Source organism: Pseudomonas matsuisoli (genome assembly GCF_014647635.1).
Lineage (GTDB): Bacteria > Pseudomonadota > Gammaproteobacteria > Pseudomonadales > Pseudomonadaceae > Pseudomonas_P > Pseudomonas_P matsuisoli.
The window spans coordinates 21,834-43,231 of record NZ_BMPO01000001.1; the positions used below are offsets into that span (position 1 = coordinate 21,834).

General features: G+C 60.6%; 16 protein-coding genes. 7 read left to right on the plus strand and 9 right to left on the minus strand.

The features are described from left to right. Positions 1–118 precede the first annotated feature (118 nt). The 8 genes from IEY47_RS00100 to IEY47_RS00135 form a co-directional block, all read right to left on the minus strand. Entirely contained in the window at positions 119–1,216 is a 1,098-nt protein-coding gene (locus IEY47_RS00100; protein WP_188981118.1) for a carboxynorspermidine decarboxylase, read from the minus strand. A gap of 292 nt (positions 1,217–1,508) precedes the next feature. Beyond that, entirely contained in the window at positions 1,509–2,276 is a 768-nt protein-coding gene (gene phnE, locus IEY47_RS00105) for a phosphonate ABC transporter, permease protein PhnE (RefSeq protein ID WP_188981119.1), read from the minus strand. After that, entirely contained in the window at positions 2,273–3,100 is an 828-nt protein-coding gene (locus tag IEY47_RS00110; protein ID WP_188981120.1) for a PhnE/PtxC family ABC transporter permease, read from the minus strand. The genes phnE and IEY47_RS00110 overlap by 4 nt, the downstream gene beginning before the upstream one ends. Continuing rightward, positions 3,094–3,894 carry a phosphonate ABC transporter ATP-binding protein gene (locus IEY47_RS00115; protein ID WP_188981121.1) on the minus strand — a complete coding sequence of 267 codons (801 nt, stop codon included), beginning with the start codon at positions 3,892–3,894 and terminating at the stop codon, positions 3,094–3,096. The genes IEY47_RS00110 and IEY47_RS00115 overlap by 7 nt, the downstream gene beginning before the upstream one ends. Then, entirely contained in the window at positions 3,891–4,745 is an 855-nt protein-coding gene (locus IEY47_RS00120) for a putative selenate ABC transporter substrate-binding protein (RefSeq protein WP_188981122.1), read from the minus strand. Before IEY47_RS00120 ends, IEY47_RS00115 begins: the two co-directional genes overlap by 4 nt. A 292-nt stretch (positions 4,746–5,037) precedes the next feature. After that, positions 5,038–6,324, minus strand: a complete 1,287-nt coding sequence (locus IEY47_RS00125) for an Nramp family divalent metal transporter (protein ID WP_188981123.1) — start codon at positions 6,322–6,324, stop codon at positions 5,038–5,040. Positions 6,325–6,704: 380 nt separating this feature from the next. Beyond that, entirely contained in the window at positions 6,705–8,252 is a 1,548-nt protein-coding gene (gene shdA / locus IEY47_RS00130; RefSeq protein WP_188981124.1) for a DNA recombination protein RmuC, read from the minus strand. A 181-nt stretch (positions 8,253–8,433) separates the two neighbouring features. Then, on the minus strand, positions 8,434–9,075 hold the full coding sequence (locus tag IEY47_RS00135) for a DUF4124 domain-containing protein (RefSeq protein WP_188981125.1): 642 nt from the start codon (positions 9,073–9,075) through the stop codon (positions 8,434–8,436). 420 nt (positions 9,076–9,495) lie between these two features. On the opposite strand from IEY47_RS00135, the gene IEY47_RS00140 reads away from it, so the two are divergent. From IEY47_RS00140 to IEY47_RS00160, 5 genes are all read left to right on the plus strand, one after another. Then, complete coding sequence (locus IEY47_RS00140; RefSeq protein ID WP_188981126.1) at positions 9,496–10,689, plus strand: efflux RND transporter periplasmic adaptor subunit; 1,194 nt, start codon at positions 9,496–9,498, stop codon at positions 10,687–10,689. 1 nt (position 10,690) lies between these two features. Continuing rightward, positions 10,691–12,643, plus strand: coding sequence for a MacB family efflux pump subunit (locus IEY47_RS00145; protein WP_188981127.1), 1,953 nt, complete (start codon positions 10,691–10,693; stop codon positions 12,641–12,643). Positions 12,644–12,646: 3 nt separating this feature from the next. Further along, positions 12,647–14,041, plus strand: a complete 1,395-nt coding sequence (locus IEY47_RS00150) for an efflux transporter outer membrane subunit (protein ID WP_229779106.1) — start codon at positions 12,647–12,649, stop codon at positions 14,039–14,041. A gap of 665 nt (positions 14,042–14,706) precedes the next feature. Continuing rightward, on the plus strand, positions 14,707–15,789 hold the full coding sequence (locus IEY47_RS00155; protein WP_188981128.1) for an AbrB family transcriptional regulator: 1,083 nt from the start codon (positions 14,707–14,709) through the stop codon (positions 15,787–15,789). A 242-nt stretch (positions 15,790–16,031) separates the two neighbouring features. Beyond that, positions 16,032–17,264 (plus strand): dienelactone hydrolase family protein, encoded by a 1,233-nt coding sequence (locus IEY47_RS00160; RefSeq protein WP_188981129.1) that lies wholly within the window; start codon positions 16,032–16,034, stop codon positions 17,262–17,264. A 282-nt stretch (positions 17,265–17,546) separates the two neighbouring features. On the opposite strand, the gene IEY47_RS00165 is transcribed toward IEY47_RS00160, so the two are convergent. Next, positions 17,547–18,548, minus strand: coding sequence for a LysR family transcriptional regulator (locus tag IEY47_RS00165; protein WP_188981130.1), 1,002 nt, complete (start codon positions 18,546–18,548; stop codon positions 17,547–17,549). A 305-nt stretch (positions 18,549–18,853) separates the two neighbouring features. On the opposite strand from IEY47_RS00165, the gene IEY47_RS00170 reads away from it, so the two are divergent. Next, positions 18,854–20,149 (plus strand): MFS transporter, encoded by a 1,296-nt coding sequence (locus IEY47_RS00170; protein ID WP_188981131.1) that lies wholly within the window; start codon positions 18,854–18,856, stop codon positions 20,147–20,149. A 19-nt stretch (positions 20,150–20,168) separates the two neighbouring features. Next, positions 20,169–21,398, plus strand: a complete 1,230-nt coding sequence (locus IEY47_RS00175) for a Zn-dependent hydrolase (RefSeq protein WP_188981132.1) — start codon at positions 20,169–20,171, stop codon at positions 21,396–21,398.

A 21,398-nucleotide genomic window follows, 5' to 3' on the forward strand; every position in this document is an offset into this window, starting at 1 on the left:
ACCAGCTAATGCATTAAGTGGATCGGCGTGCGTAGCCGGCACTTACCTGCGCGGTCCGATCCATCCATTATTTCGTGACCAATACGGTGGATGAAAAAAGCGTCATCCACCTCACACGTCAGCTAAGGCTCGACAGGTAATCGTCGAAACCGAACTCGCGAACCACATCGACACTACCGTCGAGTTGTTTCACCGCGATGGCCGGCATTTTCAGGCCGTTGAACCAGTTTTTCTTGACCATGGTGTAACCAGCCGCGTCAACGAACGACAGACGATCGCCGATCGCCAGCGGACGATCGAACTGGTATTCACCGAAGATATCCCCCGCCAGGCAGGATTTGCCGCACACCATGTAGGTGTGCTCACCCTCGCTCGGCGTCAGCTTGGCGTTCAGGCGGTAGATCAGCAGATCGAGCATGTGCGCCTCGATTGAGCTGTCCACGACCGCAAGATTCTTGCCGTTGTACAGCGTGTCGAGCACGGTCACTTCCAGCGACGCGCTGCCAGTGATGGCCGCTTCACCCGGCTCCAGATAGACCTGTACACCGTACTTCTCGGAGAAGCCTTTCAGGCGTGCACAGAACTCGTCGAGCGCATAGCCCTCGCCCGTGAAGTGGATACCGCCACCGAGGCTGACCCATTCGACTTTGTGGAGCAAATGACCGAAGCGTTCCTCGATGTGAGCCAGCATCTTGTCGAACAGGCCAAAATCGCCGTTCTCACAATTGTTGTGGAACATGAAGCCGGAAATCTGCTCGATCACGCCTTCGATCTTCTCCGGGTCCCACTCGCCCAGACGGCTGAAGGGGCGCGCCGGGTCTGCCAGCAGATAATCCGAGCTGCTCACCTGCGGGTTGACCCGCAAACCGCGAATGGTGCCCTCGGTCGCCGTGCGGAAACGCTCGAGCTGACCGATGGAGTTGAAGATGATCTTGTCGCAGTTGGCGACCATCTCTTCGACTTCGTCATCGGCCCAGGCCACGCTGTAGGCATGAGTCTCGCCGGCGAACTTCTGCCGACCGAGCTTGAGCTCGTAGAGGGACGAAGAGGTAGTGCCGTCCATGTACTCCTGCATCAGGTCGAACACCGACCAGGTGGCGAAGCACTTGAGCGCCAGCAGCGCCTTGGCGCCGGAGTTCTCGCGCACGTAGGCGATCTTTTCCATGTTGGCCAGCAGCTTCTGCTTGTCGATGAGGTAGTACGGCGTCTTGATCATTTGGGAACCTCCGGCAGGGCCAGCCAAAAAAAGAGGCGAATTGTGCCGTTACCGAATGCAGATCGAAAGGGTAAAAGCGGATTTTGCCGCGCGATCAGATGGATGATCTGCCAATGGAGCCTTGGAAGTTCGTCCCTCGACCTCCCAGCAGGAGGCCGTTCGCGCCCGAAGCGATACGCCATCGCCAATCACCGACATTCAGCGAGCCAATGTCTGCGCCGAAGTAAAGCGGGTTGTTATGACAGGGTTATTTACTCAGCTGAATGCTCAACATCAGGGCAACATGGAGCTATCAGGCCCGAACCCATCGCTGGCGCATCCACACGCTCAAAGCGTCCACTAGGAAGACCAGTACCAGCATCGCCAGAATCACGGTGCTCGCCTGGGGCTCTTGGAAAAGACTGAGACTGACGTAAAGCATCTGCCCCAATCCACCCGCGCCGACGAAGCCGAGGATCGTCGCCATGCGAATGTTGTTTTCCCAGCGATAGAGCATGTACGCGAGTAGCTGTGGCCAGAGGTTGGGCAGCGTGCCGTAGCAGAACGCGGCGATCTGCCCGCCGCCTTGCAGGCGAATGGCGTCTGCCGGCGCCGCGGGCGTGTTTTCCAGCGCCTCAGCGAACAGTCGGCCGAGCACACCAGCGGTATGCAGCGCGAGCGCGAGCGTTCCGGCGTTGGGACCCAGGCCAGCAGCAAGCACCATGAGCGCCGCCCATACCAGCTCTGGAATAGCGCGCAATGCGTTGAGGACAAGGCGTGCGAAACCCGCCAGCGGCCAGCCAAAACGTCCGGCGGCGGGCAGCGCGAGAAACAGCCCGAGTACTGCGGCGAGCAGCGTTCCCAATGCCGACATTGCCAACGTTTCCAGCGCACCGTAGCCGATGGCCCGCAGGTGACCGGTACCGAGATCCGGTCGTAGGAATCGTTCGGCATAAGCCGACATCTGGCTCAGGTTGTCGCCGCCGAATACGCGCAACAAATCAACACCGAGGTAACCGAACGATGCGAACACGGCGACCAGAATCACCAGCAGGATGAGCCAGTTGGTCACTCGCTTCATGCCAGTCGCCCTCGCAATAGACGGCTCAATGCATCCGCCAACATGACGAGCAGCAGGAAGGTCAGCAGCATGCTGGCCACCTCACCGCCGGCGAACATCCGCAGCGAGAGATCGATCTGCTGCCCGAGGCCACCCGCGCCAACGAAGCCCATGACCACGGATGCACGCACGGCGCATTCCCAGCGATACACCGTGTACGACATCAGCTCAGCCGCTGCCGTAGGCAGAATGCCGTAGCAGAACGCGGCCAATCGCCCGCTCCCGGCCTGCATCAAGGCATGCGCTGGGCGCTGGTCGACCGACTCGAAGATTTCCGCGTAGACCTTGCCCAGCATTCCGGCGTAGGTGATGCCGATCGCCAGTACACCCGCGGTCGGCCCAAGACCGACAGCTCGAACGAACAGCAGCGCCCAGACGATCTCAGGCACGCTGCGCAGGAAGATCAGCAAACCACGCACTGGCCAGCGCAGCGCCTGCGCCCACCAAAGCGGGCGTCCCCCACGGCTCGCGGCTGAAAGGGATAGCGCGCGGCTGGCGAACAGGCCCGCCGGAATGGCGATCAGCAGTGCAATGGCCATCCCGGCGGTGGCGATCGCCAGCGTCTGCAAGGTGGCGTCGAACAGCAATGCGAGAAATTCGGCGTCGCTTGCCAATGGCCAGAAGCCGGCCAGGAAATTGCCCATGTCGCGTGCGCTGTCGCCATGCCAAAGCACGGAAACGTCCAGCTCGGCGAGCCGTATTCCCGGCCATAGCAGGATGAGCGCAAGCGCCGTCAGCATCAGCCTCGGCAGTAGTGCGGGGTCTCGGGTGTCGCGGCTTAGCATCGCGGAATTTGCACAGCCATAGCGTCTGCCTCTGCTGCGGGAGCAGGAACCAGATGTTCGTTGGCGTAAAGCGCACGCAGTCGCTCGGGAGCCACGTCTGCAGCTGCGCAATCGAACATTACCTGCCCGTCACGCAAACCGATCACCCGAGGAAAATGCGCCAGCGCCAGCTCGACGTTATGCAGGCTGGCCACGAGCGTTACATTGCGCTCGCGCGCATTCCGGCACAGAACGCCGAGCGTGTGATCGGCCAGCACCGGGTCCATCGCGGAAACAGGCTCATCAGCCAGCAACAGCTCCGGGGACTGATACAACACGCGGGCGATACCCACACGCTGCAATTGCCCACCCGAAAGCTGACCGCACTGGGCGAACAACTTATCGGCGAGGTCCAGTTCGGCCAGCGCTTTGCGTGCACCCTCGGCATCGAGCGGATGGAGCAGATTCAACAGGCCGCGTGCCAACCCCCACTCCGCTAGCCGGCCCGCTGACACTGCCGTGACAACGCGCTGCCGCCCCGGGATAGGTGGCGCCTGGTGAACGAGTCCAATGCGTGAGCGTAGTCTTTGACGAGATCGATTACCCATGTTCCAGGGTTGTTCGCCCAACACCCGAAGCTCGCCTTCGGTTGGCTTTATCGCTGTAGAGAGGACATTGAGCAGGCTCGACTTACCTGCTCCCGAGGGGCCGATCAGCGCAACGCGCTCACCGGCTTCGATCTCTAGATCGACATTTCGAAGCGCCTGCACCGCCTTGCCATGGCGCAGGCTTGCGCGATGCAGGCCGAGGATCATTTCAGCAGGTCGGCTGCACGCGCGGCTTCTTCGATGCCCTTGTAGTTTTCAGGCTTCGTTTCGATGAAACGACTGGCGGCCTGAAGGTCCAGGATGGCCCTGTCGTCCGGCTTGGCTGGATCGAGCTTGAGGAATGCCTGCTTGATCTTCTCGGCGACCTGCTTGTCCAGCGAGCCGCGTACCGTCCAGTTGTAGTCGAAATAGGTCGGCGTGGTAGAGAACACCTTGACCTTGCCAGTATCGACTTTGCCGCTGTCCACGAGCTTCTGCCACACGCTGGCATTGAGTACACCGGCATCGACCTTGCCCGCCTGAACCCAGGCAGCGGTCGCATCATGCGCACCGGAATACGCGACACGGCTGAAGAAATCTTCCGGCTTGATACCGTCCTGCAACATGAAATAACGCGGCATCAGGCTGCCGGAAGTAGAGGATACGGAGCCGAAGGCAAACGTCTTGCCTTTCAGGTCCTGCAGCGATTTCACGTTCGCATCGGCGGTGATGAATTTGCTGGTGAACTGCGCGTCCTGCTCACGTTGAACGAGTGGGATCGCCGTGCCATTGGTACGCAGATTCACTTGAACGAAGGTAAAGCCTCCGAGCCAGGCCATGTCGAGGCGATCGGTCGCCAAGGCTTCCACGACAGCGGGATAGTCGGCGACGGGCACGAACTCGACCTTCATGCCCAGTTCTTTTTCCAGATAGGCACCCAGCGGCTTGAACTTGCGCAGCAGTTCGGTCGGGGCTTCATCGGGAATAGCACTGACCCGCAGCACATCGGCGGCGTTGGCGACTACAGCGGAAAAAGACAGGGCGATGCCGGCGGCGAGCGCCAGGGTGCGCTTGAGCATGGAGTTCTCCGGTTCAATAGCGGAAAAAACGAATGAGGAAGCACGGGTGCTTCGTCTGACGGTGGTAAAGAGCGGACGGAAGTATAGGGTGAGTCGGCGTCGGGGGCGAGCGGCATAGCGCTGTCGTGCGGCAAATCCGGCCATTGTAGGAGCGAGCTTGCTCGCGAATACGGTGGTATTGGCGAATACGATCTCCACGGCGAAATCCGCTTTCGCGAGCAAGCTCGCTCCTACAAAAAGCCGGATCAGCTCAACATTTGATTCCTATAGCTCGCCGCATAACCGAGCGCGCCTAAATAAACCGCGCCAACTCGCTCAGGCACAGCACCACAAACAGTGCCGCCGCAAGACCTAGCAGTAGGTTGGAAAGCCAACCCGAACGCCATTCAGCCGGGACGCGCTTTGAGTTGAGCAACCAGATCAGCGTCAGCGCCAGGAACGGCATGAAGAACGCACCGAACGCGCCATAAGCGACAACGAGCGCGAACGGACGTCCGAGTGCGAGCAGCAGCATCGGTGGAAAGGTCAGCCAGAGCACATAGAAACGGAATGCCTTGGTGGTCTCGAGATTGCTGCGATCCTTGCTACCGCCAACGACCTGCCTTACGAAATCGGCGAAGAGCAGCGACACCCCATGCCAGACGCCGAGGATCGAGGAAAACGTCGTAGCCGCAAAACCGATCAGGAAGATCGTGGAAACGATGGGACCGAAACGATCACGTAGCACATCATCGAGGTCGAGAAGCCCACGATCCCCGTCCGAGAGTGCGATCTGCGCGGTATAGAGAAGCTCGGCGCCCACGACCAGCATCGAGATCACGAAGATTCCTGTCGCGATATAAGCCACTCGGTTATCGAGGCGCATCACGCCCATCCACGCCGGCGTGTTCCACCCTTTGGCGTTCACCCAATAACCATACGCGGCCATGGTAATGGTGCCGCCGACACCGCCGATCAACCCGAGCGTATAGATGGCCGAGCCTTCCGGAATCGTCGGTACCAGTCCCGTCAGCGCATCGCCCACGTTCGGCACGACCAGAATCGCGAGCCCTACCACCACTACGAACATGATTCCAATGAAGATCTTCATCACCAGTTCGAACATCGCGTAACGGTTGAGCAGAATGAACACGGCTCCCGCGATCCCTGAAAGCGCGCCCCATACCCAGAAAGGAAGTAGGTCAGGGAAAAGTGCGGATAACGGCAATGCGGTGGCGCTCATCGCCGTGCCGCCGTAGACGAAACCCCAGATGACGATGTAGATACCGAAATACCAGTAGGTCCAGATCCCCAGCGAACGCCAGCCCTCGAGCATAGTGGAGCCGGTTGCCAGGTGGTAACGAGCCGACCCTTCGGCCAGGGCAATCTTGACGATACAGCCGACCACAGCGGCCCAGAGCAGCGCATAGCCAAAGCGGGAGCCGGCGATGAGCGTTGCCACAAGATCGCCGGCGCCGACGCCGGTTACGGCAACGACGATACCGGGTCCGATGAGTTTCCAGCGTGCGAGCGTTCCACGGGGTGGGACGGCGCTTGGCGTGTGATCGGTTGGGGGAGTCGTGTTGTTATTGTCGGTCATTCGATTGCCTCCGCGGGATGTGAGCATTTTTTGCTTAACACATCCCTCGTGAGGGGCAAGCGATGCAGCAATACAAATTGTGTTTGGGCGGGTCTAGGATCGGTGTTTCTCAGGTAGGTGAAGTGAACCGTAGTTGCTTGGGTTTGCGTATCCGATGCACATCGGTGGATGGCGTCGAGCACCCACCCTACGGCTACCCAATACATCTGACGGAGCCCATTCCTGTAGGAGCCAGCTTGCTGGCGATCAATTTTTTCGATGCCGCGCGAACTCTGATCGCCAGCAAGCTGGCTCCTACAAAAGTGGAGGCATGCTCTAGATTCTTGCTCCGAATGAACAACGGTTTATCTGATGCTTGACCGAAGCGGAGCGGAAAACACCTACCCTTCCTGTCGCTCGATCAACCCCAATTCCAAGTCCGCCGGGTCGACCCAGCTCTCGGAAAGCTCGCCCTTCACCGCGATTCCCAGATCACGGAACTCCGCCACCTGCTTGACCAGATTCCCTCGTCCGCCGACCAATTGGTCGCGCGCCTTGCCGTACGCATCGCGCGCACGGTCGAGGCTGGCTTCGATGTTGTCCATACTGCCGAGGAAGGTGCGGAGCTTGTCGTAGACCTTGCCGGCGCGGTCCGCGAGTTCGGCGGTATGTCGGTTCTGATCCTCGAAACGCCAGAGCTGGCGAACGATGTTCAGGCTGGTGAGCAGCGTCGTAGGTGTTGCCACCAGCACGTTGCGCTCGATGGCTTTTTGGAACAGCGTTTCGTCCGCCTTCAGCGCCTCGACGAACGCTGACTCGATCGGGATGAACATGAAGACCATTTCCGGCGCGTTCAGCCCGGGCAGATCGAAGTAATGCCGATCGGCCAATTCGCGGATGCGCATGGAAATCGCCGACACGTGCTCAGCCAATGCCAACCGCCGTTCGGTGTCATCCTCGGAGTTGACGTAACGGGTATAGGCGTTCAGCGACACCTTGGCGTCGATGATCAGGTGTTTGCCCTGTGGCAGATATACCAGGGCATCTGGCCGCTTGCGCCCTTCACTGGTAGTGAAGCTGGCCTCGCGCACGAAGTCCCGCCCTGCCACGAGTCCGGAACGCTCCAGTACGTTTTCGAGAATCAGCTCACCCCAGTTGCCCTGCATCTTCTTCTGCCCTTTCAACGCATTGGCGAGGTCATGAGCTTCCTGGGTGATCTGGCGATTCAATTCGTTGAGCTGGACCAGTTGCTGGGCAAGCGTCGCCTGCTGCTGGACGTCCTTGTGATGAATGTCCTCGACCTTGGCGCGAAAGCCATCGATCTGCTCACGGAAAGGCTTGAGCAACGCGTCCAGCGATTGCTGATTCTGCTGAGAGAACGCCTGCCCCTTGGCTTCGAAGATTTGCGCGGCGAGTTGTTCGAACTCAAGCTTGAGCTGGTCGCGACTCTCCTTGAGCAACTGTTGCTGCTCACTGAAATGCCACTGCTTCTGTTCGAGAGTGCTATTCAGGGTCGCGTGTTCGCGGTCGAGACCGGCGTAGCGCTGTTGCAGCGCCTCGAGTTGCGCACTCAGATGTGCATTACGCTCATTGGCGCTTTCTACCTGATTGCTCAGGTGCCGTGCTTCGGCACGCGAGGCCTCCGCGTGCCCGTGTAACGCTGCGAGCTTCTGCTGATCGGCCTGCTGTCGCTCCTGCAAACGTTGAATGGTTGCCTGAGACTCCGCCTGCTGCGTACGCAGATACTCGATGCGCTCGCGGTCTGCCAGGTGTTCAAGAGTCTCCTGTTGCGCACCCGCGCGCTCCTGCTCCAATTGGTTCTGCAGGGCCAGCAAGCGCTTTTCGCACTCCCGCAATTGACCCGCCTGACGAAAAGAAAGCCCGGCAAGCCCCACCACCAGTAGCAGCGCTGCGCCGGCGAGGCTCCAGTAGAGTTCGATGAGTCCCATAACCAACCCTGGATAAATAACCAGGTCAAAGGATATACCTATTGGCCGCCGGGATCGAATGCGCTTGTAGACGCCGTACGTAGGGCGGGTGAAACCCGCGTAGAAAGCCTAAATGCCGCGGGTTACACCCGCCCTACAGGTACGTGGGAACGGCTTTAGCCGCGAATACGACGACCGACGATCAATTGCGATCACGCCACTCACGTCCGGGCCCCCGGTCCGATCCACGCGAACCACCGCCACCCTGGATCAGCGCCCGGGTAGCTTCGGTTTCACCACGCCACGTCGGGCGCGGCTTCTCTGGTGGGCGCGGCGGTGGAAGTCGGTTGTCCGGTCGATGATCTCCACGATGATCCCCGCGATCGTAGCCACGACCAGAGTTGGACCCATAGCCGTTGCCATAGCTCGTACCGTAACCGCTGTAGCTACGGCGCTCTTCATACCTCGAACTACCATAAGGCCTGACGTAGCGCGACTCGCTCGTAGGCACATAAACCACGTTCGGTTCGGATTCTGGAACCTGCGGAGCCGGGACGACCTGAACCGGTGCTGGGGCAGGCGCCGCAGCAGGTACCGGTGGCTGCTGCGTCTGTACGTACGCAGCGGGTGGTGCAGCAGCAGGTGCCATACGCACGGTGTCATTGCCGCCAGGTTTGGGGTTTACCGGCTCGAAGCGCTGTTCAAGGGTATGACCCGAACCGCAAGCCGCATCGGTATAGGTAACGTTGCCCTTGCTGTCCACGCATTTATTGATCTCAGCTGCGTGCAACACAGGCGCCGCGAGCACACAGGTCAGTGCAATTACACGACGTAGGAAAACCATAGAACCTCGCTTGGCGACCGGAAGGCTTCGGCGCCGCTTCTTAGAGGGTGTTTACAAAAGGCTGTGCTCGGTTATGCCGCGTTGAAATCAGCCTCAAAATGCTCATTTACCATTCGTAAACTGCGCTTTTTCAGCTGATTTCGCCTTGCCTAGCCTTCGCTCGCCTGTTTTGTAAACACCCTCTTATGGGGTGCAGCGTTAGACCTCGGGCAGGCATCACGTTCCGTTTTAGTCTGTGTGGAAGTATGAGCGCGCCGCAAAGCTTGATAAAGCAGCGGCCGTCGGCGCCACGTAGGGCCGAAGCCAGAGCGGGTCCGAACCGCTCTTTACCCAATCCTGACAAGACATTACCTCTCGCTGACCCAATTCCATTAGCGTGCTCACTATCATTGCGTCATCGAATATGACGTGTGATCCGCCATGCCTAGACCTCGCTATCTCATCATTGCCCTGCTCGTTCTCGCGGCTGGCGGCTACGCTGCCTTCCGGACCTTCTCCACCAGTCCAACCGCGGGTTTGCTCACCGCCGAAGTGCGCGAGGGCAACATCGAGCAAACGGTCGTCGCTACCGGCGCGCTGGAAGCGTTCCAGCAAGTCAGCGTGGGCGCCCAGGTTTCCGGGCAGATCAAGTCGCTGGCTGTCGACTTTGGTGATCAGGTCAAGAAAGGCGATCTGATCGCCGAGATCGATTCGCTCACCCAGCAGAACAACCTGGCCAACGCCAAGGCCGCCCTGGCCAATATCAAGGCACAGCGAGCTGCCGGGGTCGCAACCTTGAAGCAGAGCGAGCTGGCCTTCGTCCGGCAGAAGAAGATGCTGTCGCAGAACGCCAGTTCGCGCGAAGACTACGAAGTCGCGGAAGCCAACCTGAACACCGCCAAAGCGCAGATCGCCGCCTATGACGCGCAGATCGAACAGGCGCAGATCGAGGTGAACACCGCCCAGGTCAATCTCGGCTATACCCGAATCACCGCGCCCATCGACGGCACCGTCGTCGGGGTCGTGGTGAAGGAAGGCCAGACCGTCAACTCCGCGCAATCCGCACCGACCATCGTCAAGGTCGCGCAGCTCGACCGCATGACCGTGAAAGCGGAGATTTCCGAAGCGGATGTGGTGCGTTTGAAGCCCGGCCTACCGGTGTATTTCACCATCCTCGGCGAGCCGGACAAGCGCTACGAAGCCACGCTGCGGACCATTCAACCCGCGCCCGACTCTATCAACGATAACGACAGCACCAGCAGTTCGAGCAGCTCTTCGTCGTCGTCCAGCACAGACACGGCTGTCTATTACATCGCGGTGTTCGATGTCCCCAACGAAGACGGCAAGCTGCGCATCTCCATGACCACCGAAGTGAACATCGTGCTGGATCGCGCCCAAAGCGTGCCGACGATTCCGGCATCCGCGCTGGGCACCGCCAACCGCGACGGCAGCTATAGCGTGCAGGTGCTCGGCAAGGACGGCACCGTAAGCGCCCGGCAGATCCGCACGGGCCTGGAAGACTCCATCAACGTGCAAGTCACGGAAGGCCTGGAAAACGGCGAACGCATCGTCCTGGGTGATTCGGCGCAAGGCTCGACGACGCGCATGCGAATGCCGCCTCGGATGGGTATGTGACATGAGCGCGCTCCTTCTCGAACTACGTGACCTGCGGCGGGAATTCGCGGCCGGAGACGAAACCATCGCGGTGCTGGAAGACGTCAACCTGTCGATCCAGCAGGGCGAGATGGTCGCGATCATCGGCGCTTCCGGCTCCGGCAAATCGACGTTGATGAACATTCTCGGCTGCCTGGACCGGCCGACCGCGGGCACCTACCGCATTGCCGGGCGCGAAACGGCGCACCTGACCCCGGACGAATTGGCGCAACTGCGCCGCGAGTACTTCGGTTTCATCTTCCAGCGCTATCACCTGCTCGCGGACCTCGACGCGACCGGTAACGTCGAAGTCCCAGCGGTATACGCAAGTGTGGACAGCGCAGCACGGCGTGAACGCAGCACCACCCTGCTCCAGCGGCTTGGCCTGGGCGAGCGCCTCACGCACAAGCCCAGCCAGCTCTCCGGAGGCCAGCAGCAACGTGTATCCATTGCCCGCGCGTTGATGAATGGCGGGCAAGTGATTCTTGCGGACGAACCCACCGGCGCCCTCGACAGCCACAGCGGCGAAGAAATGCTCAAGCTGCTGCGCGAGTTGCACGACGCAGGTCACACCGTAGTCATCGTCACCCACGACATGAAAGTGGCCGAAACCGCTGACCGCATCATCGAAATCAGCGACGGCCAGATCATCGCGGACCGCCGCCTGGTCCCTGGCGAACTCACGCCCAAGAGCCCGGAATCGCAACGGACGCCCAAGGAACACAAAGGCTGGCGCGTCGCGGTCGGCCATTTCAACGAAGCCCTGCGTATGGCGTTGCTGGCCATGAAGGCGCACAAACTGCGTACCTTCCTGACCATGCTCGGGATCATCATCGGCATTGCGTCGGTGGTATCCGTCGTCGCTCTCGGTCAGGGATCGCAACAGCAGGTGCTGCAGAACATCAGTTCGATCGGCACCAACACCATCGATATTTTCCCAGGCACCGGATTCGGTGACAGGCGTTCCGGCCGCATTCAGACGCTGGTGCCAGCGGATGCCGAAGCGCTCGCCGGGCAAAGTTTCGTCGATAGCGTGACGCCCTCGGTATCGAGTTCGGGCACCCTGCTCTATCGCGATCAGGCGTTGACCGCCTCCATCAGTGGCGTCGGCGATCAGTTCTTTCGCGCCAAGGGCTACACCTTTGCCCAGGGCCGCGCGTTCGACGAAAAGGACGTGAAGCAACTCGCGCAGAACGTGGTGATCGACCAGAACACCTACCAGAAGCTGTTTCCCGGCCAGAACGCCCTGGGCAAGGTCATCATCCTGAACAACGTGCCCTGCCGCATCGTCGGCGTGCTCGACACCATCCAGAGCAACTTCGGAGCCAGCGATTCGCTGCGGGTGTATCTGCCCTACACCTCGGTGATGAAGCGCGTGCTCGGCCAATCCTATCTGGAAAGCATCACGGTGCGCGTTGACGACAGCGTATCCAGCGATGCCGCCGAGCAAGGGATCATCCGTCTGCTGACCCGCCGCCACGGCAAGCAGGATTTCTTCGTGATGAACACGGACACCATCCGCCAGACCATCGAGAAGACCAGCCAGACCATGGCGCTGTTGATCTCCACGATCGCGCTCATCTCGCTGGTGGTCGGCGGTATCGGCGTGATGAACATCATGCTCGTGTCGGTGACCGAGCGTACCCGTGAAATCGGCGTGCGCATGGCGGTCGGAGCGCGACAGCACGATATCCTGCGGCAGTTCCTCATCGAGGCAGTGCTGGTCTGCCTGATTGGTGGTGCGTTGGGCGTTCTCTCCGCACTGACGTTCGGCGCAGTCTTCAGCCGATTGACCAGCGACTTTCCGCTGCTGTTCTCCGGCTCCTCCATCGTGGCCGCGTTCCTCTGCTCCACCCTGATCGGCCTGGTGTTCGGCTATCTGCCGGCCCGTAACGCCGCCCGCCTCGACCCTGTCGACGCGCTCGCTCGAGACTGACCTGTGAAAAAACTTCCTTTCGCTGCCCTGTTGATGCTTTGCCTGTCCGGCTGCGGCTCGTTGCTCACCACTGACTACCAGCGCCCGCAGCTGGATGTCCCGACTACCTGGCAGCAGGCCACGACCGCCGCCACGTTCAAGGATGCGGATTGGTGGAAAGCCTTCAACGACCCTGAACTGGATCGGCTGGTTAACCTCGCTCTGGAACGCAACAACGATCTGGGAAGTGCGCTGCTCAACATCCGTCGGGCACGCCTGCAAGCAGGGCTGACGCGCGATGCACGCTTCCCGCAAGTCAGCGGTGCATTCAGCGCAGACCGAACCCGAGCCCTGCGCGGCGAAGGCAGTGAGGCGCACAGCTACTCTCTCACCGGTTCCGTAAGCTGGGATGCGGATCTGTGGAACAGACTCGGCGCCGCCGACGATGCCGCCACGCTGGAAGCCCTGGCTACCGAGCAGGATTACGCCGCCACACGCCTTTCCCTCATCGGCACCGTTGCGACCCTTTATTGGCAGATCGCCTACCTCAACGAGCGGATTGCCCAAAGTGACGCCAGCATCGCCTACGCCGAGCAAACGCTGGGCATCGTCGAGGCGCAATACAACGCCGGAGGCACGTCGTCGCTGGAACTGGCGGAAGCCCGTCAGAGCCTGGAAACGCAGCGCGCCAGCGCGGTGGAGTTACAGCAGGAACGCGTCGAGCAACGCAATGCACTGGCCGTTCTCTTCGATGGCGCGACCTTACCGGCGCTGACCGAACCGCAGATACTCTCCCGCGCGACCTTGCCCGACGTGAACGCCGGCCTTCCGGCCGCTCTGCTGGCACGCCGCCCTGACCTGCGCGCGAGCGAACTTCGCCTTCGCGAGAGCCTCAAGACGGTCGATGCCACGCGCGCCAGCTATTACCCGGACCTCAGTCTGACCGGCACATTGGGTTATTCCAGCACCGCGCTCGGCATGCTGCTCAAGGATCCAGTCGGCGCGCTTGGGGCCGGGATCACCCTGCCGTTCCTGCAGTGGAACCAGATGAGACTGGACATCGCCGTGTCCCAGACCGACTACGAACTTGCGGTTAAAGACTTCCGCCAGACCCTCTACGAAGCGCTATCCGACGTCGAGAATAACCTGGCGGGCCGGAGACACTACGCCGAGCAAGAAGCCATGCGCGAACGCGCGCTGAACAATGCCCGCGAAGCCGAACGCATCTACGGCGTTCGCTACGAGTCAGGCGCAGAGACGCTGCAAAACTGGCTGACCGCCCAGGAAACCCGACGCAGCGCGGAAACGACGCTGGCGGAGAATCGGCTCAACCAGTTGCTGAACTACATCACCCTTAGCGAAGCCTTGGGTGGCGGTGCGCAGGTGCCGGGCGAGGTTTTGGTAACGGCGAGGCCGTAAGAAGCTTTTGTAGGAGCCAGCTTGCTGGCGATCACATTAGTTAGTGCGACGTGGTCTCACGTCCTGCGCCGTAACGGACGGCCAGTAGCGCCACCGCCACCGCATTCGCGGCCAAGGCCGCTCGTACAAAAGGCACCACAGCTCTTGTAGGGGGCCAGCCGGGCTGCGATCAGCCGGGCTGCGATCAGCGTGTAGGGTGGATGGCCGAAGCCATCCACGCGGGCCGCAGTATTCCCCGACAGGATCACTCCACCCTGATCTCCGCATTCGCGACCAAGGTCGCTCCTACAAAAGCGGTTGGTCGAAGTCGAGCGCTCATGAACCAGCAGTATCGCTTTTTGTAGGGGCGGCCGGGCGGCGAACCGCTTTAGCCGCGACGACGGTAGTCGGCTCAACCCCTCGTTGCCCGTACTTTCGCGGTCGCGGGCAAGCCCGCCCCTACAGTTTCGGCCAGAAGGTGCCTCACCCCGGCTGCGAGGGGCTTGTTCGCGCATATGGCGAATAACGCAACCTCAGGTCAAATCGCAGCGCCAACGCCTCCCGCTGGCGACCTCATTCACTCTTGGACCAAACGCGCCTTACCAGCATCGCGAACACCTTCAAATGGACTTGTCGGACAACGATCCCGATAATGACCGCCCGCAGTTCAATACCGGAGAACCGATTTGTCCGCGCCTATCGGCGGTCGGCTGGCGCGCTGGCCCCGTCCCCTGCAGTGGTTCATCCTCATTCTCGGCGCTGGCGTCGTCGGCCAAGTGCTCGATTGGCTGAAAGTTCCCGCCGGCGCGTTCCTGGGCCCGATGTTCGTAGCGATTTTTCTCGGCGTAAACGGCATCGCTATCCGACTCCCGCGTATCGCCTTCGGCTGCGCCCAAGGTGCAGTTGGGCTACTTGTCGCACATTCCATGACCATGGCCGTGCTCCTCTCGCTGCTACAGCAGTGGTGGCTCATGCTCGGGGTGACCGTGTTCACGGTATTGCTCAGCGCCATCGTGGGTATCGGCATGATCCGCATCGGCGGCCTGGACGGCAGCACTGCGGCCTGGGGAACGACGCCAGGTGCCGCCGCGGCGATGGTCGCCATGGCCGAAGACGACGGCGCGGATTCGCGGGTCGTGGCGACAATGCAATACGTACGTGTGGTGTGTGTCGTGGCCGCTGGTGCATTGGTCAGCCATTGGCTGGGCGCGCACTCCACAGGTGGCCCAACGACGGCGCCGCCGTTAGCGTGGAATGCCACACTGCTGGTCGAATTGCTCTTCAATCTGCTGATCATCGTGGTTGGCCTGGTGGCCGGACGCCGAATATCCGCCGGCGCACTGTTGGTGCCACTTTTCATTGGCAGTGCGCTACAGGTCACCGGCCTGCTGCGGGTCGGCCTCCCTCTACCATTGATGGAACTGGCCTACGGCGTACTCGGCGCCTACGTAGGCTTGCGCTTCGATCGCCAAACGGTGCAGTACGTAGCGAAACGTCTGCCGCTGATGATCGGGGGCGCCCTCGTGCTCATCCTGCTTTGCGCCGGCTTCGCCTGGATCGTCGCGAGATGGCTGCATGTGGATTTTCTGTCCCTTTATCTCGCGACCAGCCCCGGCGGTTTAGACGCGATGGCGATCATCGCCGTGGACACACAGTCGGACGTGGGTTTGGTGCTCGCCATGCAGACGATCCGTTTGTTCGGTGTCGTTTTGACTGGGGCCTACCTTGCGCGATTGGTCATACGGCTGACTCGGCCTGCTGTGACGTAATGAGCGGGATGCTCCAGACCGGCTGATGATTGCATTCTGTAGGAGCTAGCTTGCTGGCGATCCGGATCCGACCGACGACAACGTTTCGTCTGAACGGCCGTGATCGCCAGCTTGCTGGCTCCTACAAAAAGCCAAACGCGACAGCGGCATCCCCATAACCACCCCCACTCCACCGCCAGTGCTATGGTGCTACGCCTTTATTCCCCCTACACAACCAAGCCGCAGGATGAGGACTATTCGAAATGGGACAGATGATCGAGATCACCGCCAAAGACGGCGGGCGCTTCAACGCCTATTTGGCTCTACCGGCGAGCGGCAAAGGGCCCGGCGTGGTGATCGGCCAGGAGATCTTTGGCGTCAATGCGAACATGCGTGCGGTAGCGGATAACTACGCCGAAGAAGGCTACGTTGCACTGGTACCTGATCTGTTCTGGCGACTCGAGCCGGGCATCGAGCTGGGCTATGACGAGCAGGCCTTCGCCAAAGCCATCGATCTGTTCAAGCGCTTCGACATCGACAAAGGGATCGAAGACATCGCCGCAACTGTCGACACGCTGCGCCAGCGGGATGAAGTCGAACATGCGGGCATCGGCTTCGTTGGTTTCTGCCTCGGCGGCAAGCTGGCGTACCTGACAGCCACGCGTACGGACGTGTCCTGCTCGGTCGGCTACTACGGCATGGGCATCGAAGACCTGCTGGACGAAGCCGCGAACATCAAGGGCCGGCTGGTACTTCACTTCGCCGCAGACGACGGCTACTGCCCGGCCGACGCACGCGAGAAGATCAAGGCAGGCTTGGCAAAACTGCCGAAAGCCGAAATCTACGTCTACCCCGGCGTCGATCATGCCTTCGCACGCGTAGGCGGCATGCATTACGACAAACCCGCCGCGCTGATGGCCCATGAGCGCACTGTGGCCGCCTTCAAGAAAGAGATCGGCCCGAACTTCGACTTGTCCGCACTATGGGAACAGCACGTGCTGGAGGAGTTCGGCAACCGAGACGTGCCTGCGACAATGGCGACGATGGTGGCCGAGCCGTATGTGAACCACATCCCGACGATGACCGGTGGCGTCGGCTACGCCGAGCTTAGTCGCTTCTATCAGCACCATTTCGTTCACGGCAATCCGCCGGACATGAAGCTTGTGCCCATCTCACGCACCATTGGCGCGCTGCAAATCGTCGACGAGTTTATCCTGTCCTTCACACACACTACCGAAATCGACTGGATGCTGCCCGGTGTGGAGCCGACGGGGAAGCAGGTCCAAATCCCCATGATCGGCGTCATCAAGTTCCGTGGCGACAAGCTCTGCCACGAGCATATCTATTGGGATCAGGCGAGCGTGCTGGTGCAGGTCGGACTGCTCGATCCGCAAGGTCTGCCGGTTGCGGGCGCGGAAACGGCGCACAAGCTGCTCGATGAAAGCCAGCCTTCCAACAGGCTGATGAAGCGTTGGCAGGATAGCGAGGGTCGCTGAGCTCCCGCAGCCGATTACCGGCTGCGAGCAAAGAACGTTTTTGCATCTGATCGCGCGACTAGCGGTGGCCGGCATCTCATGACTAGGCAACCTGGGAGCGGGCCATCCCCGCGATAAATTTTCGGCGCAAGACTGCTATACCGGAGTAGATCCCATCGCGGGCATGGCCCGCTCCCACAGACGACGTGCAGGCGCTAAAAGCGAACATCCAAATCCGTCGTTATAGATCGTAGGGTGGAAAACCCGCGAAGCGGTTTTCCACCACCTCCCCTGCTTGACCGTCTAGAACCGATCCGCCAAATCCGTCGTCGCAAGCAGGTGCTGGAAACTCTCCAGCATCACCGACTCCGCCTGGGTCATTTTCTGCTCTCGGTTCCAGAGCAAGTGCACGTCTACATCGGTGACGCCCTCGCCTGGCGGCAGTCGCCACATCTCACCGCTGTCGACATCGTTTGCGACGACGTGCTCTGGCAGACACCCGATACCGTAACCCGCGCATACCAAACGACGGATCTCTTCCAGGCTCGGAGACGACGCGACGATATGCCCAGTGAAGCCCTGCTGATCGCGAAAAACCGTCAATGGCGACAGGCTTCCACCAATCTGATCGCTGGTGAAGCTCACGAAATTTTCGCTCTGCAGATCGCCGAGGTTCAGATCTTCACGTCCAAATAAGTTATGCCTGCGCCCGCAGAAAAATGCATAGCGCTGGCGCATCAATACGCGCTGCTCCAATTTAGGCTGCGGAATTCGGCATAGAGCGACACCCAGCGTTGCGGTTTTCTGCAAGATCGAACTGATGATGTCCGAGCTGCGCATCACGTCGATTTCCAGCTCGACACGTGGATAACGTTGGTGAAAGTCGGCGAGAAAGTCGTCATAGAACCGCGACTGTACCCGGCTGATCGTCAGCATGCGCACCTTGCCGACTACGGTTTCAGCCGGCGCCTCCAGTGCAGCGCCTAGACGTGAGACGTTGCCATAGATATCCGCTGCGATCCGGAACACTTCCTCGCCCGCCTCCGTCATCGCAAAACGCGGCCCACGGCGAATGATGAGTGCGCAGTCGAGCTGCTCTTCCAACCTTTTGAGCGCCTGACTGACAGCGGGCTGCGTCAGATGCAATCGGGCCGCTGCGCGACTCACGCTGCCTTCCTGCCCGATAACCAGGTAAGTACGCAGCAGGTTCCAGTCCAGCCGGTCGTTCAAAAATCGCCGAGCTTCGAGTCTGGGCAAATGCTGGATGTCTTCGAAAACGCCCGAGCCAAACGAGTTATTAGCCATATTTATACATGGATATAAGAATTAGAAAATTGACTAATCCTAGCCCTAACCGGGATAACGTCACAACGCGCCGTTAGAGCGCGATTAGCAACAGGCGCCGATTTCATTTTCTTATGTAGGAGCCAGCTTGCTGGCGATGCTTTTGATTTTGGATCGCCAGCAAGCTGGCTCCTACAAAAGAGCGAATCTGGTTCATTCGACCAGCATCGTCTGAACTGGCCCCTTTCTTATCTCCTGCCCAACAAAACAGAACGTTCGATGCCCTCGCCGCACTGAACCTTCGATAAACGCCAGAGAACGCACACATGCAGCCCGTATCCCCTCGCCGCCAGCCCAAGCGCGCGGCCACCGCCGCATTCGTCGGCACCATGATCGAATGGTACGACTACTACATCTTCGCTACCGCCGCCGCGCTGGTCTTCGGCCAGTTGTTCTTCCCTTCGGAAGATCGCTTGCTGAGCACCCTTGCCGCGTTCGGCACCTTTGCCGTCGGATTCTTTGCGCGGCCATTGGGCGGCGTCATCTTCGGCCACGTCGGTGATCGGATCGGCCGCAAGAAATCGCTCATCGTCACGCTGCTCATGATGGGTATCGTGACGGTGTTGATCGGTCTGCTGCCAACCTATGAGCAAGCTGGGCTATGGGCACCAGCGCTGCTGATTCTGCTGCGTGTCGTGCAAGGCATCGCCGTCGGCGGGGAATGGGGTGGCGCGGTGCTTATGGCGGGTGAACATGCCCCCGAGGGCCGCCGAACGTTCTTCGCCTCGTTCGCGCAATGGGGTAGCCCGGCCGGTCTGATCCTGTCGATCATCGCCTTCCGCGCGGTTACCGAACTGCCTGAAGAAGACCTGATGAGCTGGGGCTGGCGTCTGCCGTTCCTGGCCAGCGCCCTGCTGCTGATCGTTGGCCTCGCCATTCGCCTGGGCGTCGATGAGTCGCCTGAATTCGAAGAGATGAAGGGTCGCCAAGAAACCGCGAAAGCGCCGGCACTCGAAGTGCTGCGCACCGCCTGGAAACCGCTGTTGCTGTGCATCGGTGCCAACACATTGGGCATCGCAGGCGTGTACTTCACCAACACCTTCATGCTCAGCTACACAACGCAGGTCATGGAGCTGCCGCGTTCGATGATCCTGGATTGCTTGTTTTTCGTCGCAATCATCCAGTTCATCGTGCAACCGCTGGCAGCCGCCTTCGCCGAAAAGATCGGGCCATCACGCTTCCTGGTGCTGATCTCGCTGCTCGCCATGGCTTCGCCTTATCCAATGTTCGTGCTTGTCAGTTCGGGCTCTGCGCCGATGATCGTGCTTGGCATCGCCCTCGCTGCGGCCTGCATGGCGTCGTTCTATGCCGTGATCGCCGGCTTCGTCAGCGGCGTTTTCCCGACCCGCGTGCGCTACACCGCTATCTCCATGGCTTATCAGATCTGCGGCGCGATCGCGGGTGGCCTGACCCCGATGGTCGGCACCCTGCTCGCTCACCGCTTCACCGGTGAATGGTGGCCGCTGGCGTTGTTCTACACACTGCTGGCCGGACTCTCGATGATCTGCGTGGTATTCCTCGCTCGCCGTCACGCCGAAGCCCCACGCGCGGCCCATGCCTGACCCTAAAAGGAGAACCAGGATGCATACGATCAAGGGTGAACGCCTCTGGGACAGCTTGATGGCGATGGCCGAGATTGGCCCGACCGAGCGTGGCGGCAGTAGCCGTCTAGCGCTGTCAGAAGAGGATCGGCAAGGCCGTGAGCTGTTCTCAGGATGGTGCGAAGCCGCTGGCATGACACTTTCCGTCGACCGTATCGGCAATCTGTTCGCCCGTCGTCCGGGTCGTACAGACGCTGCGCCGGTCGTCATGGGTAGCCATCTGGATACGCAGCCCAAGGGCGGCCGCTTCGATGGAATCTATGGTGTGCTGGCCGGCCTGGAAGTCGTTCGGACGCTGAATGACAACGACATCCAGACCGACAAACCGCTGGAAATCGCCGTGTGGACGAATGAAGAAGGCGCGCGCTTCACGCCTGCAATGCTGGGTTCCGCAGTATTCACGGGCAACCTGGAGCTCGATAAAGCATTAGCGACCTGCGACCGCGATGGCGTCAGCGTCGCTGAAAGCCTTGACCACACTGGCTATGCCGGCGAGCAACCGCTGGGCCGGACGTTCGATGCCTATTTCGAAGCCCATATCGAACAAGGTCCGATTCTGGAAGACGAAGGCCTGCCGATCGGCGTCGTTACCGGCGGGCAGGCAATCTGCTGGCTGGATATTCATGTTACCGGCGTCGCGGCACACGCTGGCACGACGCCAATGCCCAAACGCAAAGACGCGCTGTTCGGCATTGGCCAGATGCTGGGCACGCTCGAATCGTTAGCGGATGACTTCGCGCCGAAAGGCCTGGTCACCGTTGGCCAGCTGGACATCGCCCGCTCCTCACGCAACACCATCGCCGCCGATGTTCGCTTTACGCTCGATTTGCGCCACCACGAAGATGCAGCGCTGGCCGACATGGAACATGAGGCTCGCGAGCGCCTTGCGCGCATTGCGGAGGAACGCGGCCTGACGATCGATATTCAACGCCACTGGCTGAGCCCCGCGACACCGTTCGATCCCGCGTGTGTGAACGCTGTTCGCGAAGCGGTCGAAGGGCTGGGCTATCCCTATCGCGACATCGTCAGCGGTGCCGGCCACGACGCCATTCATCTCGCGCGCCACTGCCCGACCGCCATGATCTTCATCCCATGCGCCGATGGGCTGAGCCACAACGAGGCCGAGTCGGCCACCCCCGAAGACGTGCGCATGGGCGCCGATGTCTTGCTCAACGCGGTGCTGCAACGCGCCGGTTACCAGGAGAAGTAA

What these genes read in the sequence shown, in the direction of transcription:
- IEY47_RS00100 (WP_188981118.1), bottom strand. Translation starts at nt 1,216, where the DNA reads ATGATCAAGACGCCGTACTACCTCATCGACAAGCAGAAGCTGCTGGCC.
- phnE (WP_188981119.1), bottom strand. Translation starts at nt 2,276, where the DNA reads ATGAAGCGAGTGACCAACTGGCTCATCCTGCTGGTGATTCTGGTCGCC.
- IEY47_RS00110 (WP_188981120.1), bottom strand. Translation starts at nt 3,100, where the DNA reads ATGCTAAGCCGCGACACCCGAGACCCCGCACTACTGCCGAGGCTGATG.
- IEY47_RS00115 (WP_188981121.1), bottom strand. Translation starts at nt 3,894, where the DNA reads ATGATCCTCGGCCTGCATCGCGCAAGCCTGCGCCATGGCAAGGCGGTG.
- IEY47_RS00120 (WP_188981122.1), bottom strand. Translation starts at nt 4,745, where the DNA reads ATGCTCAAGCGCACCCTGGCGCTCGCCGCCGGCATCGCCCTGTCTTTT.
- IEY47_RS00125 (WP_188981123.1), bottom strand. Translation starts at nt 6,324, where the DNA reads ATGACCGACAATAACAACACGACTCCCCCAACCGATCACACGCCAAGC.
- shdA (WP_188981124.1), bottom strand. Translation starts at nt 8,252, where the DNA reads ATGGGACTCATCGAACTCTACTGGAGCCTCGCCGGCGCAGCGCTGCTA.
- IEY47_RS00135 (WP_188981125.1), bottom strand. Translation starts at nt 9,075, where the DNA reads ATGGTTTTCCTACGTCGTGTAATTGCACTGACCTGTGTGCTCGCGGCG.
- IEY47_RS00140 (WP_188981126.1), top strand. Translation starts at nt 9,496, where the DNA reads ATGCCTAGACCTCGCTATCTCATCATTGCCCTGCTCGTTCTCGCGGCT.
- IEY47_RS00145 (WP_188981127.1), top strand. Translation starts at nt 10,691, where the DNA reads ATGAGCGCGCTCCTTCTCGAACTACGTGACCTGCGGCGGGAATTCGCG.
- IEY47_RS00160 (WP_188981129.1), top strand. Translation starts at nt 16,032, where the DNA reads ATGGGACAGATGATCGAGATCACCGCCAAAGACGGCGGGCGCTTCAAC.
- IEY47_RS00165 (WP_188981130.1), bottom strand. Translation starts at nt 18,548, where the DNA reads ATGGCTAATAACTCGTTTGGCTCGGGCGTTTTCGAAGACATCCAGCAT.
- IEY47_RS00170 (WP_188981131.1), top strand. Translation starts at nt 18,854, where the DNA reads ATGCAGCCCGTATCCCCTCGCCGCCAGCCCAAGCGCGCGGCCACCGCC.
- IEY47_RS00175 (WP_188981132.1), top strand. Translation starts at nt 20,169, where the DNA reads ATGCATACGATCAAGGGTGAACGCCTCTGGGACAGCTTGATGGCGATG.